This is a genomic window from Micromonospora sp. NPDC051006, assembly GCF_044456245.1.
Lineage (GTDB): Bacteria > Actinomycetota > Actinomycetes > Mycobacteriales > Micromonosporaceae > Micromonospora.
The window spans coordinates 109,497-126,417 of sequence record NZ_JBITFP010000004.1 but is presented as its reverse complement, the minus strand read 5'-3'; the positions used below and the strand labels follow the sequence as shown (position 1 = coordinate 126,417).

16 protein-coding genes are annotated in these 16,921 nt (G+C 70.9%); 5 read left to right on the top strand and 11 right to left on the bottom strand.

Translation table 11 applies throughout. The features are described 5' to 3' along the window. Nucleotides 1-33: 33 nt before the first annotated feature. The 8 genes from ACIBBA_RS09280 to ACIBBA_RS09245 form a co-directional block, all read right to left on the bottom strand. The gene (locus ACIBBA_RS09280; RefSeq protein ID WP_357054467.1) at nt 34-627 is read right to left on the bottom strand and encodes an SIS domain-containing protein; all 594 of its coding nucleotides are present in this window, start codon (nt 625-627) and stop codon (nt 34-36) included. Then, nucleotides 624-1,595, bottom strand: coding sequence for an ROK family protein (locus ACIBBA_RS09275; protein ID WP_396695384.1), 972 nt, complete (start codon nt 1,593-1,595; stop codon nt 624-626). Before ACIBBA_RS09275 ends, ACIBBA_RS09280 begins: the two co-directional genes overlap by 4 nt. Nucleotides 1,596-1,601: 6 nt before the next feature. After that, on the bottom strand, nt 1,602-2,528 hold the full coding sequence (locus ACIBBA_RS09270) for a carbohydrate ABC transporter permease (RefSeq protein ID WP_350873913.1): 927 nt from the start codon (nt 2,526-2,528) through the stop codon (nt 1,602-1,604). A 1-nt stretch (nt 2,529) separates the two neighbouring features. Then, nucleotides 2,530-3,489 carry a carbohydrate ABC transporter permease gene (locus ACIBBA_RS09265; RefSeq protein WP_396695382.1) on the bottom strand — a complete coding sequence of 320 codons (960 nt, stop codon included), beginning with the start codon at nt 3,487-3,489 and terminating at the stop codon, nt 2,530-2,532. Next, nucleotides 3,489-4,844 (bottom strand): ABC transporter substrate-binding protein, encoded by a 1,356-nt coding sequence (locus ACIBBA_RS09260; protein WP_396695380.1) that lies wholly within the window; start codon nt 4,842-4,844, stop codon nt 3,489-3,491. The genes ACIBBA_RS09265 and ACIBBA_RS09260 overlap by 1 nt, the downstream gene beginning before the upstream one ends. A 207-nt stretch (nt 4,845-5,051) precedes the next feature. Beyond that, complete coding sequence (locus tag ACIBBA_RS09255) at nt 5,052-6,191, bottom strand: LacI family DNA-binding transcriptional regulator (protein WP_396695378.1); 1,140 nt, start codon at nt 6,189-6,191, stop codon at nt 5,052-5,054. Next, nucleotides 6,175-7,995 (bottom strand): hypothetical protein, encoded by a 1,821-nt coding sequence (locus ACIBBA_RS09250; protein WP_396695376.1) that lies wholly within the window; start codon nt 7,993-7,995, stop codon nt 6,175-6,177. Before ACIBBA_RS09250 ends, ACIBBA_RS09255 begins: the two co-directional genes overlap by 17 nt. Next, nucleotides 7,992-9,806 carry an MBL fold metallo-hydrolase gene (locus ACIBBA_RS09245; RefSeq protein WP_396695374.1) on the bottom strand — a complete coding sequence of 605 codons (1,815 nt, stop codon included), beginning with the start codon at nt 9,804-9,806 and terminating at the stop codon, nt 7,992-7,994. Before ACIBBA_RS09245 ends, ACIBBA_RS09250 begins: the two co-directional genes overlap by 4 nt. A 110-nt stretch (nt 9,807-9,916) precedes the next feature. On the opposite strand from ACIBBA_RS09245, the gene ACIBBA_RS09240 reads away from it, so the two are divergent. Continuing rightward, complete coding sequence (locus tag ACIBBA_RS09240; RefSeq protein ID WP_396695373.1) at nt 9,917-10,750, top strand: PIG-L family deacetylase; 834 nt, start codon at nt 9,917-9,919, stop codon at nt 10,748-10,750. A gap of 166 nt (nt 10,751-10,916) precedes the next feature. Continuing rightward, nucleotides 10,917-11,492, top strand: a complete 576-nt coding sequence (locus ACIBBA_RS09235; RefSeq protein WP_396695930.1) for a sigma factor — start codon at nt 10,917-10,919, stop codon at nt 11,490-11,492. Nucleotides 11,493-11,604: 112 nt separating this feature from the next. Here ACIBBA_RS09235 and ACIBBA_RS09230 read toward each other — a convergent pair whose 3' ends face one another. Next, nucleotides 11,605-12,315: a YcnI family protein gene (locus ACIBBA_RS09230; protein WP_396695371.1), complete on the bottom strand. Its 711-nt coding sequence runs from the start codon at nt 12,313-12,315 to the stop codon at nt 11,605-11,607. A gap of 203 nt (nt 12,316-12,518) precedes the next feature. On the opposite strand from ACIBBA_RS09230, the gene ACIBBA_RS09225 reads away from it, so the two are divergent. The 3 genes from ACIBBA_RS09225 to ACIBBA_RS09215 all read left to right on the top strand — a co-directional run bounded on the left by ACIBBA_RS09225 (nt 12,519) and on the right by ACIBBA_RS09215 (nt 15,072). Then, nucleotides 12,519-13,961 carry a PepSY-associated TM helix domain-containing protein gene (locus ACIBBA_RS09225; RefSeq protein WP_396695369.1) on the top strand — a complete coding sequence of 481 codons (1,443 nt, stop codon included), beginning with the start codon at nt 12,519-12,521 and terminating at the stop codon, nt 13,959-13,961. A gap of 205 nt (nt 13,962-14,166) precedes the next feature. Continuing rightward, nucleotides 14,167-14,325: a hypothetical protein gene (locus ACIBBA_RS09220; protein WP_396695367.1), complete on the top strand. Its 159-nt coding sequence runs from the start codon at nt 14,167-14,169 to the stop codon at nt 14,323-14,325. 63 nt (nt 14,326-14,388) lie between these two features. Beyond that, nucleotides 14,389-15,072, top strand: coding sequence for a hypothetical protein (locus ACIBBA_RS09215; protein ID WP_396695365.1), 684 nt, complete (start codon nt 14,389-14,391; stop codon nt 15,070-15,072). Between the two features lie 64 nt (nt 15,073-15,136). Here ACIBBA_RS09215 and ACIBBA_RS09210 read toward each other — a convergent pair whose 3' ends face one another. Further along, nucleotides 15,137-16,528: a protein kinase gene (locus ACIBBA_RS09210; protein WP_396695363.1), complete on the bottom strand. Its 1,392-nt coding sequence runs from the start codon at nt 16,526-16,528 to the stop codon at nt 15,137-15,139. A gap of 43 nt (nt 16,529-16,571) precedes the next feature. After that, nucleotides 16,572-16,724 carry a hypothetical protein gene (locus ACIBBA_RS09205; protein WP_396695361.1) on the bottom strand — a complete coding sequence of 51 codons (153 nt, stop codon included), beginning with the start codon at nt 16,722-16,724 and terminating at the stop codon, nt 16,572-16,574. Nucleotides 16,725-16,921 lie beyond the last annotated feature (197 nt).

Below are 16,921 nucleotides of genomic sequence, written 5' to 3'. Positions count from 1 at the left end.
GTCGATGCCTTTCGGTGTGCGTCGCCGATCGGGTCAGGCGGTCGCGGCGGCCCAGCGGTCGATGTGCTCGCTGAGCAGGTGCAGGAGCAGAACGTGCGCCTCCTGTACCCGGGCGGTGCGCTCGGAGGCCACCGCGAGCACGCGGTCGGCGTACCGGGCGGCCGGCCCGCCGCCCGTGTCGGGCTGCCCGGTGAACAGGACCGTCAACGCCCCGGCGTTCTGGCCCGCGCGCAGGCCCGCGACGACGTTGGGCGAACGGCCGCTGCTGGTGAAGGCCACCACCACGTCGCCGGGGCGGGCCAACGCGGCGACCTGCCGGGCGAACACGTCGTCAAAGGAGTAGTCGTTGCCGATGCAGGTCGTGACGGTCGGATCGGTGGACACCGCCACCGCGGGCAGCGGTCGCCGCTCGCGGCAGTACCGGCCGATGAGCTCGCCGACCAGGTGCTGGGCGTCGGCGGCCGACCCGCCGTTGCCGAAGGAGTAGAGGATGCCACCACGATCCAGGCGGGCGTTCACCTCCTCCCCCAGGGATTCCAGGTCGGGGAGGAGCTTGCGGACCGACTCGATCACGGTGAGGTGTTCGTCCAGGTGCTGGACGAGGGGAGAGTGGTCATCGGGGATCATGCGGCTGCTCCATCGTCGAGGTAGAGAAGGGCCGATGCCGCCGCGCCGACGACGCCGACGGTGTCGCCGTGCGACGACAGCTCCACCCGGGCCGCGGCCCCGGCTGGTCGCATGGCCTGGGTGAGTGCGGCGCGGCGTACCGGTAGCAGGAGGTCGTCGCCGGCGCGGGTGACTCCGCCGCCGAGGACGACGAGTTGCGGCTCCACCACGTTGATCATGACCGCGATGGCGCGGCCCAGCGCGGCGGTGGTCTCGTCCCAGAGGTGGCGGGCGAGCGGGTCGCCCTGCCGGGCGTGCGACGACACGGTTTCGGCGGTCACCACGTCGAGGCCCCGCATGGACGACGCCGCACCGGTGCTCAACGCCTCGCCCGCCCGCCGTGCGATCGAGCTGCCCGAGGCGTACGCCTCGATGCAGCCCCGCTGCCCGCAGCCGCAGACCCGGCCGTTCCAGTCGATGACGACGTGGCCGAACTCGCCGCCGTTGCCGGCCGCGCCCCGGTAGACCTGCCCGTCGAGGATCAGGCCGCCACCCACGCCGGTGGACACGGTCAGGTAGAGCATGTGCGCCACGTCGCGCCAGGGCCCGAAGCGGTACTCCCCCAGTACAGCGGCGGTGCCGTCGTTCTCCAAGAAGGCCGGACGGTTGTAGGCGGCGGCGACGAGGTCGACGATGGGCACGTCGTCCCAGTACGGCAGCCCGGGCGGGCCCTGCACCCGCCCGGTCACCGGATCGAGCGGGCCGCCGCAGCCGATACCGATCGCGGCCATCTCGGCCTGACCGTGCCCGGCGGCGGCCAGCGCCTCGTGCCCGAGGTCCAGCAGCCGCTCGATGACCTTGTCCGGCCCCTCCTCGACTCTCGTGGGTGTGCGGACGAATGAACGGACCTCGCCGGTGCGGCTGACGACCCCGGCGGCGAGCTTGGTGCCGCCGATGTCGAGGGCGAGGACGTGGTCACGGAAGGGCACCTGGCCTCAGCCCTTCCGGCCCTGGGTCGCGATGCCCTCGATGATGTGCCGCTGAGCCACGGCGAAGATAATGATCATGGGTAGGGTGGCGATCAGGCTCGCCGCCATGACGATCTCCCAATGTTGTTCGCCGCCGTTGCCGAAGGTGTCGATGACCGCCTTGAGGCCGCGGGGCACGGTGAACAGCGATGTCTCCTGCAGGTAGATCAGGGGCCGGATCAGGTCGTTCCAGCTCGCCTGGATCTCGAATACGAAGACGATCGCCAGCGCCGGCCGGGCGAGCGGCAGTGCGATGCGCCAGAAGAGCCCGAAGAAGCTGGAGCCGTCGACGCGAGCCGCCTCGAACAGCTCACGGGGCAGGCCGAGGAAGAACTGGCGCAGCAGGAAGATGTAGAACGCCGAGCCGAAGATGTTCTGCGCCCACAGCGGCACCTGCGTTCCGGTCAGGCCGAGCTTGTTCCAGATCAGGTAGACCGGGATCATGGTGACCGCCTGCGGCAGCATCATCGTCGCGAGCACGAGCCCGAACAACACGTTGCGCCCAGGGAAGCGGAAGTACGCGAAGCCGAACGCCACCAGCGCGCTGCTGATGGTGACCGTCGTGGCCGCGGCGAGCCCCACCACCGCGCTGTTGCCCACCCAGGTCAGCACGGGCGCGTAGTCCCAGACGTCGGCGAAGTTCTCCAGACGCAGGGTGTGCGGGATCAGGGCGTTGTCGAACACCTCGGTACGCGGTTTGAGCGAGGCGCTGATCAGCCAGACGAAGGGGTACGTGAACACCACGCTGGCGAGGCCGAGCACGATCAGGTACGGCGCTCGTCTCCACCAGCGCTCGTCACGCCTGCCGGAAGCCGGCCGACTGCCTTCGGTCCGTTCGTGGCCCGGGCCGCCCGTGGTGGGGACGGCCGTCAGGCCGGGAGGCGATGTACTCATCTCAGTCCTTCTCGCCTTCGTAGTAGACGAACCGGCGCGAGACCCGTACCTGCACGGCGGTGATGATCAGAATGATCAGGAACAGCAGCCAGGCCAGCGCCGAGGCGTATCCCATGTGCAGGAACCGGAAGGCCTGCTGGAACAGGTAGATCACGTAGAACAGCGCGGCCTCGTTGGAGTAGGTGCTGTTCTGCTGGGCGCCGAAGAACATGGTGTACGCCTGGTCGAACATCTGCAGTGCGGAGATCGTCTGCACGATCAGGGTGAAGAAGAGCGCACCGCTGATCATCGGCACCGTCACCTTTCGGAACTTCGTCCACGCGTTCGCGCCGTCCATCTCGGCGGCCTCGTAGAGGTCCTTCGGCACCTGACGCAGCGCCGCAAGGTAGATGACCACGGTCCCGCCGAGGCTCCACAGCATGGTGATGACCAGACCGGGCTTGACCCAGTTGGTGTCGGTCGTCCAGTTGGGCCCGGTGATCCCGATCAGGCGTAGCGTGCGGTTGAGCAGGCCCTCCTGACCGTTGAGCAGCAGCAGGAACAGCGCGCCCACGGCGACCGTCGGGGTCATCACGGGCAGGTAGAAGACGGTCCGGAAGAAGCCCGACGCCCGCCCGACCCGGTTGAGCACCATGGCGAGGAGCAGCGCCACCACCATCGACGACGGCACGTACAGCACCGCGTAGATGAGCGTGTTGCCGAGGGACTTGGCAACCTTCGGGTCCGTGACGAGCTCGCGGTAGTTCGCCAGGCCCACGCCCTCCGGGGCGTCGATCGCGTTGTAGTCGGTGAACGACAGCACGAGGCTGGCGATCATCGGGCCGAGGGTGAACACCAGGAACCCGATGATCCACAGTGAGATGAAGCCGTAGGCGGCGCGGATCTCCCGCCAGTTTCTGGTTGGGCGTGCGCCACCCGGAAGCAGCTTCCGGGTGGCCACGTTCGCGGTTGTCACGGCCATCACTTCGCCGCGCTGAATGCCTTGCTCGCGTCCGCCTGCGCCTGCTTCATCGCCGCGTCGGGCTTCTGCTGGCCGGCGAGGGCCCGGTTCACCGCGTCCTGCCAGGCCGCCTTGATCTCACTGCCGGCCTTGGAACCGGGAATGGCGAACGCATAGCCGGTGGACGCGTAGTAGTTCTCGATGGCCTTGTGGAATCCGGTCTGGCCGGGCTTGACGTACTTGGCCTTGATCTGATCGTCCGCCGAGGGGTTGGCGGTGAAGAGGCCGGTGAAGATGGAGTTGTTCTTCTCCACCGTGGCCTGCCGGGCGGCGCCGGCCTTCAGCCAGGTGTCGGTGCTGGTCATGACCTTCATCCAGTTGATCGCCGCGGCCGGGTTCTTGGCACCCTTCGGCAGGCACCACGCGCTGCCGTTCTCGAAGCTGATCGGCGTGCCCTGCTTGTCGGTGAACGGGACCGACTGCAGGTCGAGCTTCGGCGAGGACTGGACGAGGACGTTGACGTACCAGCCCTCCCAGGGGAACGCGCCCGCCTGGTTCTTCACGAACTGGTTGCCGGCTCCGAAGAGGTCCCAGGTGTCGCGGAACGCCTTGAATTTCGACCAGCCGCCCTGCTCGTTGATCAGGCTCAGCGCGTACGTCAGCGCCTCGATGATCCTCGGGTCGTCGAGGTTCGGCGAACCGTCGGCGTTCACCAGGTCCGCGCCGTTGGCCTTCGCCCAGAGGGGTAGGAACTCGGGGAGCTTCGGGTCGAACCCGATCCGGGCGATCCCGCCACCGCTGGCCTTGTACAGCTTCGTGGCGACGGTGTGCAGCTTGTTCCAGTCGGTGGTGCTCACGTCGGCCAGGGTGAGCCCGGCGTCCTGCAGCGCCTTGCCGTTCACGAGGATGTTGCGGGTGTTGTAGAACTCCGGGACCCCGTAGACCTTGCCGTCGATCGTCACCTCCTTGATCGCGGCCTCGCGGTAGTCACCGGTCTTGATCCCGGCAGAGGCGAGGTGGTCGTCCAGGGGTTGGATGGCGCCCTGCGCCGCGTAGCTGCCGACCAGGTCGCGGTTGAGATACACCAGCGACGGGGCGTTGCCGCTGGCCACCGCGGACAGGAACTGCTGCGGATCGAAGTCGCCCTCGTTGATGGCGAGCTGCACGTTCGGGTAGGCGCTCTTGAACGCGTCGATACGCGCCTGCCCCACATCGTCTGGCTTGCCGAAGCCCTGGGTCGACAAGGAGCCGGTGTCGCCCTTGTCGCCGCTGCCGGTGTCGTTTCCACTCCGGCTGACACCGCCGCAGGCGCTCGTCGCGCCGAGCGCGAGAGCCCCTACCGAACCGGCCAGAAGACCCCGCCGGGTGATCGTCATGCGTCACTCCTCAAAGACGGCGGATGTCCGAGACAGGCACGCGTGGACCCCGTGGTGACCTGGGCTTCACCGCGTCGGCGGAGCCGTGGTCACCCGGCGGCCGGGCCCGGGACATCGAATGTGGCATCGTTACCACAGTGATCTGCAACATATGGCGGTCCCGCAGGAACTGTCAAGGGTTGGTTGCGGCAGTGTTACGTGCGCGAGTCAGCGCGGCGAGGGCGCGGTGGCGCCCGGACGCAATCCGCTGTCCGCGCCCTGGATGCGAACACCGCGCGGGGCCGCGGTCGAGCCGCGGATGACAACCGAGGGCTCGATATGCCGTACCGTCGCCAGGGTGGGCGCGGATCCACCGAGGCGGTCGATGACCAACTGGGCGCAGGTGCGGCCGAGGTCGTCGGTGTGCTGGTCCACAGTGGTGATCCCGGGCGAGACCATGGACATCCACGGCACATCGTCGAAGGCGACCAGCGACAGATCGTCGGGCACCCGCAGCCCACGCCTCTGCAACGCCTGGAACGCACCCTCGGCGAGCATGTTGTTCGCGGCGAAGAGGGCGGTGACGTCGGGACGCCGGTCCAGCAGAGCGTTGACCGCGTCGCGCGCCGCGTCCGGCTGGAACCTGGTCGGCACCACCAGGGTTGGATCCATCGGCAGCCGGGCGGCGCGAAGCGCGGCACGGTAGCCGGCCAGGCGGCCGGCGCCGGTTGTCCAGTCGGTCTCGTCGATGAGCAGCGCGATGTTGGTGTGCCCGAGGTCGACCAGGTGACTGGTGATTTCCTGCGCACCCTGGACGTTGTCGACCAGGACACCGTCGGAGGTCAGCCCGTCCACCATCCGGTCCGCCTGTACGACCGCGACCCCGTCGTCCATCAACATCCGCACCGCCCGCCCGGACACCGGCGTGACGATCGCCGCCGACACCCGTACCGCCAGGAAGGTCCGCGCGCCCTCCACCTCGGCCTCCGCCTGGCCGTCGTTGTTGACCACGATCACGTGATAGCCGGCCGCGCGGAGTTGCTCTTCGATGCCGGCCGCGAGGTTGGCGTAGAACGGGTTGCGGATGTCGGAGATCAACACCCCCACCGCCCGACTGGTGCGGTTGCGCAACGCTCGGGCGTTGCCGTCGGGGACGTAGCCGATCTGTTCGGCGGCTGCGAGCACCCGGGCGCGCACGTCGGCGGCGACGTAGCCGTTGCCGCTCAGGGCGCGCGAGGCGGTGGACGGCGAGATGCCCGCGGCGCGAGCCAGGTCCTGAATCGTTGGGCGCTGACGCTGGCGCTTGCGTGGACGGGATCCGGCCTCCCGCGGAGACCCGCCGCCACCGTCCTCAGGTATCCGCGCCATGAGACGGAATTCTATGCGGCGGGACCAGGCCGTGCGTCACGCGATAGCCGGCCCAGGCAGTCTCGATCGCCGACCAGGTCGCCGGGGTGAGCAGGTCAGGGTCCAGATCCATCCGATCCCCGTAGTAGAGCGCCGGCACGCCCAACGCCGGCGCGGCGGCGGCGTACGCCACCAGGTCGGCCTGGCCGGGCAGGCACCAGCCGTCGGTGTCGATCGGCAGCTCCGGGCAGGCGGCCTGCACCACCCGGGCCCGGTAGGTCATCTGCGCCACGACCGCGGACCCGGGATCGCCCGGCGGCGGTGTCCGCCCCACCGGATGGTCGAGGTGCAGCACGTCGTTGAGCCGGATCATGTCGGTGACGTCGAGGAAGCCCGGATCCGGGGTGTGCGTGACGATCAGCGAGTCCGGTTTGACCTGCTTGGCGGTCCGGTAGGCGACCCCGAGGAGTTCGTGCAACAGGTCGAAGCCCCACGACGGGCCGGCGTGGCGCAGGGCCGTACCGGACGGTGTGCGCCCGGTGAAATCAATCTTGAGGCCGTCGGCGTTGAGCCCGTCGGGGTCAAGCATGTGGCGGACGGCGTCCTGGATGATCGACCGGCCGAGCGGGCTCTCCGGGTCGAGCGCCACCGGGACCCCGTCGGGATCGCGCACGCACGCGTCGTCGGGAGCGCCTTCCGGGTCCCACGCCTTCCACCAGAGCAGCACCCGTTGTCCCGCGGCGTGCCGGGCCGCGATGAAGCCAGCCAGGTCAGGCCACTTCAGCGGGTCGGACCGGCAGGTCGCGTACTGCGCCTGCCACTTGTCGTCGATTACGATCGTGCCCGGTACGACTCCGTTACGGGCCAGCATGTCGAGGAGATCCTCGTACAGCTCCTGGCGGGACATCTCCGGCGCGGGCGAGCCGTTCTCGCCGGCCAGCGCACACTGCGCGCCCCAACCGCAGAAGATCGGCTGACGCCAGTGGTCGGCCAGCGGGCGCCCGGTGGCCGGCGCCGCCAGGCCACGCGCGACGAGTTCCGCCCGGTACCGGCTCAGCCCCTCGTACGGATCCGCCGCCCCGAAGAGCAGCAGCACCGTCGGGGTGGTGAACGTGCCGTCGACCGTGGTGTGGCCCTGGTACTCACAACGCAGGCTGAACCCGCCCGGGGTCGGGTCGTAGCCGAACTCCACGAAGGTGCGCCGCCGTGCCGCCAGCCCGACCATCAGCCAGGGCCCCGCGGGCAGGTGCCGTTCGTCGTCGACGGGCTGGCGGGACAGACCGAAGCACGTCGGCGCCGGCGTGAACAGCCAGCGGCCCACCCCGGGTTCGCCGCCCTCTCCGTTCGCGCTGATCACCGCCGGCTCGGCCGCCGGTCTGGCGATGCGCCACGGGTGGTCGGGGTTGGGTGAGAAGACGGTCTGGTGGGCGGCGCCGCTGGGCAGCATCCCCTGCGGCAGGCGCGCGCCGCCGAGCAGGTGCACGGTGGTGATCCGGCCGTGGCCGTGCACGGTCGCGGCGAAGGTGATCTGGTTGGGGTGGAACTCCACGACCTGGGTGCGCCCGGACCAGCGGGTACTGGTGCAGGTGATGGTCAGTCGCACCAGATCGTCGTGGCGCTCGTGCGCGATCGCCTCGACCCGGATCGTCTCGTCCGGCCCGTCCAGCGCGTGCACGGAGGAGAGCAGTCGCAGTCGTCCCCAGGACCCTCCGTCCGCCGCCGTGACGTCGGCCAGCAGCCGCCGGCGGTCGATCCGGGCGGTGTAGTGCGGGGTACGGATCTCCAGTTGTCCGGGCGTCTCCACCACGGCGACCTCGGCGCTCATCGCACGTCCACGAGCGCCTCGGCCTGCTGGCCGAAGTTCCGGTCGCCGGCGGTGAGGTTCGCCGCCACCCGGGCCCTGCGCCGCGCCAGGCCGGGCGGCGGCACGACGTCGAACCGTACGCAGGCCTCACCGAGCGCGTCGACCTCGACTGCGCGCTGCCCGGGCGACACCTGCCAGCCGGCCGGCACCACCAGGTCGACGCGCAGCCCGCACCGGCGCCGGAACGGGTTGCGGACCTCCACCTCCAACTGCACCGGCTCCCCGCCGGTCACCGTCGAGCGGTACGGCAGGATCCGCGCCCCGAAGCCCTCCGCGCCGAAGTCGACCTCGTCGAGCGGCAGCAGCGCCCGGTGCAGCCGGGCCAGCTCCTCACCCTTGGTGAGCAGCATGTCCAGGTAGGCGTCGTCCACTCGGCGGGGCGCCCAGTGTCCGCTGATCATGAGATCTGGCGCCAGCTGGCGGTAGAGCAGCGCCGAGTCGACGAAGTCGTCGATGCGGAAGCGGTTGCGGTACTGGAAATTGAGCACCTCGGTACGCTCCCCGTCCACCCAGCCGCCGTCCTGTTGGTCGCCGGTGGCCACCACGGTGTTGCCGTCGACCTGGAACGCGATCGCCACGGCGTACAGGGTGTGGCCCGGTAGGGGCCACATGGTCAGCTCGTACTCGTGCCACCGCACCGGAACACCAGTGGGCACCACCCGGTCGACCGGCAGCGGGTCGTACCAGAGGCAGGGCAGGTCGTACCGGAGCGGGTCGCGCAGGATCGGCGCGATCGAGTCCGCCGCCCAGATGCGGGTGCCCTCCACCTCGTGCAACAGGTCGAATCCGGCCACGTGGTCGTCGTGGTAGTGGGTGGGCACGGCCACCTCGATCCGATCGATGCCGTACGAGCGCTTCAGCGCGTCGAGCGATGCGAGCCATGGCCGGCGTGACGACCGGTCGCTGCCGGTGGGCAGGCCGGCGATCATGTCGAAGCCGTAGTCGATCAGCAGCGCCGCACCGGAGTCGGAGAGCAGCGCGTAGCTGGTCGCGAAGGACGTGCGGTTGCGCAGCAGGTGCGGTGAGATCTCCTCGTACGGCTGCCGAAGCCGGGCGGTCAGGTCCCAGGGTTCGTCGCGCCGGAAGTCCACCAGCGCCTGCAGGTTGCGTCGGGTCTGTGCGAGCGCGGGCAACGGGTCGGTGATCGGACGGCCGTGCGAGGGCAGGATCAGCTCGGGGTCGCGGTCGGCGAGCAGATCCAGCGACAGCACCGAGGCGGCCGCGCCTTCCAGGCCGCTGTAACTCCACTGCAGCGCCGACACCGACCAGACCGTGCCGGGCCCGTGCAGCAGGTCGCCGGTGAACGCCATCCGCCGCCCGTCCAGCTCCGCCAGGTAGCTGACCGAGCCCAACGTGTGGCCGGGCGTGGGCAGGGCCACGAGGGTGACGCCGCCGAACCGGACCGGCCGGTACTCCGGCACCACGCCATGCACCGGCACGTCCTCCAGCAGCGAGAAGCGGTCCTGCCGCAGGTCGTAGTTGTTGTCGATGGTCCGCGTCCGCCAGTGCGTGCCGACCTTGGCGAAGAGGTCACGCTCCGACGACGGCACCCAGATGCGCGCCCCGGCGCCCGCCGCGCGAGCCAGGCCCTGGCCCTGGTCCCGGTGGTGGTGCGTCATGAGTACGTCGGTGATCCGCTCGACCCCGTAGTCGGCGAGATGATCAAGGACGGCGCCCGAGCCGAAGTCGATGGCGATGGCGTCCGACCCGCTGATGATCAGGTAGACGTTGCAGGTGTCGTGGTGCACGCACACGCGGTCCGTCAGGCGCATGTGGCAACGATTTCACAACTAGCCACCCCGAGGGAAGTGGGCAAACCAGGATGACCCGCTCCCCCGGCCTCGAGCCCTCGCCGTCACGACGACCCTCGTAGGGTGATGGCATGGCTGAGCGATCTCTGACCCTGATGGCGGTGCACGCCCACCCCGACGACGAGGCGACGAGCACGGGTGGCGTCCTTGCCCGCTACGCGGCCGAGGGGATCACGACGGTGCTGGTGACCTGCACCGACGGTCGTTGTGGCGACGGCCCCGGCGGGGTCAAGCCGGGCGACCCGGGGCACGACCCGGCCGCCGTGGTGGCGATGCGCCAGAGCGAGCTGGAAGCCAGCTGCGCGGCGTTAAAGGTCACCCACCTGGAGACGCTCGGCTACGCCGACTCCGGGATGATGGGCTGGCCGACCAACGACCTGCCCGACGCGTTCTGGAACACGCCGGTGGCGGAGGCGGCCGACCGGCTGGCCGAGCTGATTCGGCAGTACCGACCGGACGTCGTCGTCACCTATGACGAGAACGGCTTCTACGGGCACCCGGACCACATCCAGGCCCACCGGATCACCATGGCGGCCGTCGAGAAGACGGACATCCCCGCGAAGGTGTACTGGACCACCGTGCCGCGTACCGCGTTCGCCGAGTTCGGGCGGGTCATGAAGGAGCTCGGCGTCGAGTGGGCCGAGCCGGACGCGGCGGAGGCGGAGGCGGAACCGCAACTGGGCCTGCCCGACGACGAGATCAGCACCTGGGTGGACACCACCAGCTACGGCGCGCAGAAGTTCGACGCGTTGGCCACGCACGCCAGCCAGACCGAGAACATCTTCTTCCTGCAACTCGGCAGGGAGCGGTTCACCGAGCTGATGGGCATGGAGACCTTCGTCCGGGTCCGCGACAGCACGGGCGCGCCGCTACCCGAGGACGACCTGTTCGCGGGACTGCGCTGACCGGCCCGCCGGTCCGGGTCTTCCGGGAAGCGAAGATTCTCTATCGGACTTCTCGGCGGAGCTCGGAACTTTCCCGCTCTCCGGTCCGACTACTGCTGCATGCGAGCGATCATTGCGACGCAGGCCGGCGGCGCCGGTGGGTAGCGGCGTCCTGGCGTCCGGTCTGCTGAAGCGAGCCCGTGGCGACACCACGGACGACGATGCCGCGGTGACGGCGTGGGCGCTCGCCGCGGGACGAGGCGACCGGGAGGCGGCCACCCGGTTCATCCAGGCGACCCAGCACCAGGTGTGGCGCTTCGTCGGTCACCTGGCGAGCCCGGGCGAGGCTGACGACCTGACTCAGGAAACGTACCTGCGGGCGCTGCGGTCGTTGCCGACGTTCGCCGCGCGCGCGTCGGCACGGACGTGGCTGCTCGGCATCGCCCGGCGCGTGGTGGTCGACCAGATCCGGGCCGCCACCTCCCGCCCGCGGACCGTGCCGTTGTCTGAGCGGCACGACCTGGCGGACACCGGCGGCGGGTTCGACGGGATGGTCGCGCTCGAGGGTGTTCTGCTGACCATCGACGCCGACCGGCGGGAGGCATTCGTCGCCACGCAGATCACCGGTCTCTCGTACGCCGAGGCCGCGGAGGTGTGCGGCTGTCCGGTCGGCACGATCCGCTCCCGGGTCGCCCGGGCCCGGGAGGACCTCGTGGTGGCCCTGAACGCCGGCCAGGCGTCGCCGCGGGGGCGGGCCGGCTGAGCATCGCGCCGTCGTGACCGGCGGCGCACAGGCGCGGCCGGGACGACCGTCCCGGCCGACGCGGATGATCGGATGCCGGCCGGCCGCTGCGGCCGGCCGGCATCGACGAGGCTCAGCGGGCCTGTGCCGCGCGCCGGTAGGCGAGCAGACCGGCGACGAGCCCGGCGAGGCCGAGCAGGATACCGACGATCCCGTAGACGCTCCCGGTGCCGCTGTCGCCGCTGTCCTCGGCTGACGTCGCCGCGGCGGGGACCGGTTGGGCCGAGCCGGCGGCGGGCTCGGTGTCGGCGGCGGTGAGCTTGAGCACCGGTGCGGGATGCTCCGGCTCCTGGCCCGGGGTGGGCTCGTCGATCCAGCGGACGATGTCGCCGTCGGAGTACGTCTGCAACGCCTTGAACACCAGTTGGTCGGCCTCCGGCAGCGGCCCGAGGGACACCTCGAACTCCTGGAACTGCTTCGGCTTGATCACGGCGCCGGGGCTGGCGGTCCAGGTGATCCTGCTGACCGCTTCGGTGATCTCGCCGTCATGGTTCTTGATCGGCGTGGTCAGTTTCGTCGTCTCGGTGGTGGCCGTCCAGCCGGCAACCGGCCTGAGCGACACCGAGGCGATCGGGGTGGCGGTCGGCAGGTTCACCTCCACCTTCGTCGTGTCCGCACTGTCCTTCTCATTGGGCACGCGGAACGAGACTTTCATCCAGCCGCCCTGCGTGGCGGTGCCCGGGTTGACCGTGACGTGCGCGGACGCCGGACTGGCGACCGCGACAGTGAGGGCCGCCGCGCAGGCGGCTATGGCGGCCAGGCGCGCGAGCAGGGACCGATTCATGGCGCTCGTCCTCGTTCTTCGGGTCATGGGGAGGCCGGCGGGTCCGGCCGTCGTGTGTCAGTCGGACGGGACCGCGAACTAGTTCCCGGTCTCCCCCGAACGGTCATTTCCGGACAGCGCAGGCGAACGAGCGGGAACTGATCGACGACATCGTCCGACTACCGCTGTCGACGCCCTGTCCCGGAGGAGATCGGACGGTCCGCATGACCACCACGACAGACAGACGCTCGGCACCGGCTTCCCGGCCCCCGGCCCCGGCTGCCGACAGCCGGAGCTGGTCCGGGCTGCTGCTGCGCATCCACTTCTACGCCGGAATTCTGGTCGCCCCGTTCCTGGTGGTCGCGGCGCTGACCGGGCTGGCCTACACCGTCACCCCGCAGCTGGACCGGGTGATCTACGGCGAGCAGTTGCGGGTCGACGAGGTCGCTGGGCCGGCGCGTCCGTTGGCCGAGCAGGTGGCCGCGGCGCGGGCCAGCCACCCGCAGGGGACGCTGGCAACCGTGGCACCCGGCGAGGGGGGTACGACCACGCGGGTCGTCTTCGACGTGCCGGGGCTGGGCGAGGACCAGCACACCGTCTTCGTGGACCCCTACACCGGCCAGGTGAAGGGAACGCTGACCACCTGGTTCGGGTCGACGCCGGTGACGACCTGGCTGGACGACCTGCACCGCAACCTGCATCTCGGCGTGGTGGGCCGTCACTACTCGGAGATCGCCGCCAGTTGGCTCTGGGTTCTGGTCCTCGGTGGGGTCGTTCTCTGGTGGCGTCGGCAGGGTTCGGGGGTCGGCCGGCTGCGCCGGCTCGTCCGTCCTGACCTGGCCGCCCGTCGCGGGGTGCGCCGCACGCGCGGCTGGCACGCGGCGACCGGGTTGTGGTTGGCGGTCGGTCTGCTGTTCCTGGCGGCGACGGGGTTGACCTGGTCCCGCTACGCGGGTGAGAACTTCGGCGCGGGCCTGGACGCGTTGAACTCGCGGAGCCCGGAGCTGTCCACCGCCCTGCCGGGCGCCGCCGGGCCAACGGGCGGGACCGGCCACCACGGTGGCGGCACGACCGCCGCGAGCGACCCGACCCCGGTCGACCCCGCACTCACCGACTCGGTCCTCGCGATCGCCCGGGGCGCCGGACTGCACGGCCCGGTCGAGATCACGCCCCCCGCCGACGCGCAGTCGGCCTGGGCGGTCACCCAGGTCGACAACTCGTGGCCGGTGCGCAAGGACCGGGTGGCCGTCGACCCGGGCACCGCCAGCGTGACCGCTCGTAGCGATTTCGCGTCCTGGCCACTGTTGGCGCAGCTCAGCAGCCTGGGAGTCCAGGCGCACATGGGGCTGTTGTTCGGGCCGGTCAACCAGATCCTGCTCGCCGCCCTCGCGGTCGGGCTGCTCTGCGTGGTCGTCTGGGGTTACCGGATGTGGTGGCAGCGGCGGCCTACCCGCACCGACCGGCGGGCCCCGGTGGGTACCGCGCCCGTCCGAGGCGCCTGGCAGCGTCTGCCGGGCTGGGGCATCGCGCTCGGCGTGCCGGTGGTCTTCGCCGTGGGATGGGCGTTGCCGCTGTTCGGGGTGACACTGCTGGGCTTTCTCGCCCTGGACCTGGTGGTCGGTGCGTGGACCGCGCGTCGCGCCCGCGCCGCAGCGGCCACGACGTGAGCCTGGCCGACCTGATCGCCGAACCGCTACGCGCCACCCGAGCAGCCGAGCCGGCGGTCCGCGAGCGGGTCGCCGAACTCGTGGGCCTCACCTCGGATCTGCTCCCCCGCCGGCCGCACGCGGTCTCCGACGGGCAACTGCAACGTGCCTGGCCCGGGCCCTCGTCCACCGGCCCGACTACCTGCTCTGTGACGAGGCCACGGCGATGCTCGACGCGTCCACGCAGGCCCACGTCGCCGCGGTCATCGCCGACTACCAGCGCGCCCAGCACGCCGGGGTCCTGGTCATCACCCACGACCAGGCCCTGATGAGCCGCTGGGCCGACCGGGTCGTCGACCTCGACCCCAGCCGGGTCACCGCTTAGCGGTGGCGGGGAGTTGGACAATGGTCGTTGTCCGGCGGTGTGACGGAGCCCGGGAGGCCCACGGTGTGGATCTACGCAAACGCGGTCACGGCCACGTTCCACCGAGACCTGGCAGACCTGCTGGACGAGCTACGCGCCCGCCGCGTCGGCGATCCTCCGGTGACGTTGCAACGGACCGCCGAGTGGAGCGATGTCGACTACACCTTCGGCGGCAGCGTCAGCGTGACGTCGGCCGCCGGCGGAAAGGATCGCCAGCCGGTCGCGGTACGGCCGCACGTCTGGTTCGCGACCCATCCGCTGGTCCCGGGCCGGGCTGCCGAGCGGCGGCTGGACCCGAACTTCCACGGCACGGACGACGTGACCTGGCTGCTGTGTCAGCGGGTGGGTGGACGCGACCTCGCGGTGGGCGACGACGGCCCGCAGTTCGTGCTCGACCTCGCCGGGAGCCGGGAGGCGCAGCAGGCGGCGGCCCCCACCGCCAGGGACATCGAGGCCTGGCAGGAGCAGCGCTGCCAATGCGCCCCGGCGGCCGGGCATGACGAGCCGTGCGAGGGGCCCCGCGACCTGATCCGCGTGCTCGACGACGACACCGTGCGCCTCGGTTGTTACGGTCACGCGGTCGCTGCGCTGAGGCGCAACTCGTCGGCCCGACCCGGACCGGGCCCGACACCGGGATACACGAGGGCGGCACTGGAAGCGGCGGCACGAGAAGTGGCCGACCTCGCCGGGGCGCGACGCGCCCCCTGACGATCCGGCGACCGCCGTTCCTGCGGGTGGATCGGCCGTGGGGATGGAGCCCACCCGATCGGGCTCATCGGGGCGTCTGCTCCACCGCCGGCTGGCCCGGACGCCCGCCACGCGCGCCGACCGTCGACGCCACCGTCGACGTTGGTCCGGCCGTCGCACTGTTCGTCGGCGACGCGGTCGGTTCCTGGCTGTTGCCCGCCGATCCGGTGGGACTCGGCGCGCCGCCGCCGGTGCTGTCACCGGAGGGCTCGGGTCGCTGCGAGGGGGTGGCGGATGCCGGATCGTCGGGCGTACGAGCGGTCGACCCGGGCGCCTGACCCGGCCCATCGGCTGACCTGCTCACCGCCGGCTCGGCGCCACCGGCCCCCGGGCTGGGTTTCCCGCTGGCCGGTGTCGTCGACGGTGACTCCGTCGGCCGCCCACCCGGTCCGGGCATCAATCCCGTCGGGTCAGCGAACGCCAGGACGGCGACCAGCGCGGCCAGCGATCCGAGGAGCACCATGGCCACCGTCCGCCCTCGACGGGCGACGCCGGCGGGGGCGACGCCGGCCGGCTGCGGGTCGGCCCGTTCCGTCACCGCCGCCCGCACTGGCGCTGCCGCGAGCGGGGCGGTGACCTGCGGGTCGGACGAGCCCACGAGGGCCTGCGCCGCGGTGGCCATCGCCGCCGCCGTCGGATATCGATCGGTGGGCTCTTTCGCCATGGCGGTGGCCACCAGGTCGCGAGCCTCGGCCGGAACGTCGTCGGGCAGCGGCGGCGGGTCGTCTTCGAGGTGACGCAGGGCGACGGCCAGCGGGTTGTCCCCCTGGTACGGGGGCCGGCCGGTGAGGCACTGGTAGACAACGGCACCCAGGGCGTAGATGTCGATCGCGGGGGTCGTCTCGTTCCTGGACACCTGCTCCGGTGCCATGTAGAGGGCGGTGCCGACGACCTGGTTCGCGGCGGTCAGGCTCGCCGCCTCCGGCAGCACGGCCACGCCGAAATCGACCAGCACGACGTGCCCGTCGGGTTCGATGATCAGATTGCTGGGCTTGACGTCACGGTGGACCATGCCGACGTCGTGTGCGGCCTGCAGGGCGCGGGCGGTCTGCGCCGCGACCGACATCGTCTCGGCCGTGTCGAGGCGGCCGGCCTCGGTGATCCGCTGCGACAGCGGCTGGCCCTGAACCAGCTCCATCACGATGTAGGCGAGACGCGGTGTCTCGGGCCCGGACGTCTCGCCGTAGTCGTAGATCTCCGCGATACCCGGGTGGCGCAACGACGCCATCGCCCGGGCCTCCCGGCGGAACCGTTCACTGAAGCCGATGTCGGTGACCAGCCGGGGGTGCAGCATCTTGACGGCGACCGGCCGCTTCAGCGTCTCGTCGACGGCTCGCCACACGTCGCCCATGCCGCCGCCGGCGATTCGACCGGTGAGGCGGTAACGGTCTCCGACGAGTTGCCCGACACTCGACATACGTTCCTGGTACCCCAGGTTCCTCCGCCTCAAGCAGGCGCGGCTAACGCAATGCGGTGTCGCACAGCTCGCGGTCGGCGCGCAGGCGGTAGGCGCAGGGCCAGTAGGCCTGGCAGTCCCGGCACCGACGGGGGTCGTCGGAGCACTGTCGATGGCGCTCGGCCAGCGTCTGCCACTTCTCCGCTTCCAGATCCATGACGGTCAGGTACCCACGCGACGCCCGGCCACTCATGTCCGCGCCATGACTCGGGCCACCGGCGACGCCCGCAGCATCACCGGCGAGGTCGCGGCCCGGGGTGGCCGCGCGGACGTGGCCGGCTCCTCCGAACCGCTATTGACGGGTCGGCACGCCTAGGCCACTATTCCTACATGTCAGGTAGGATACATCGAGAA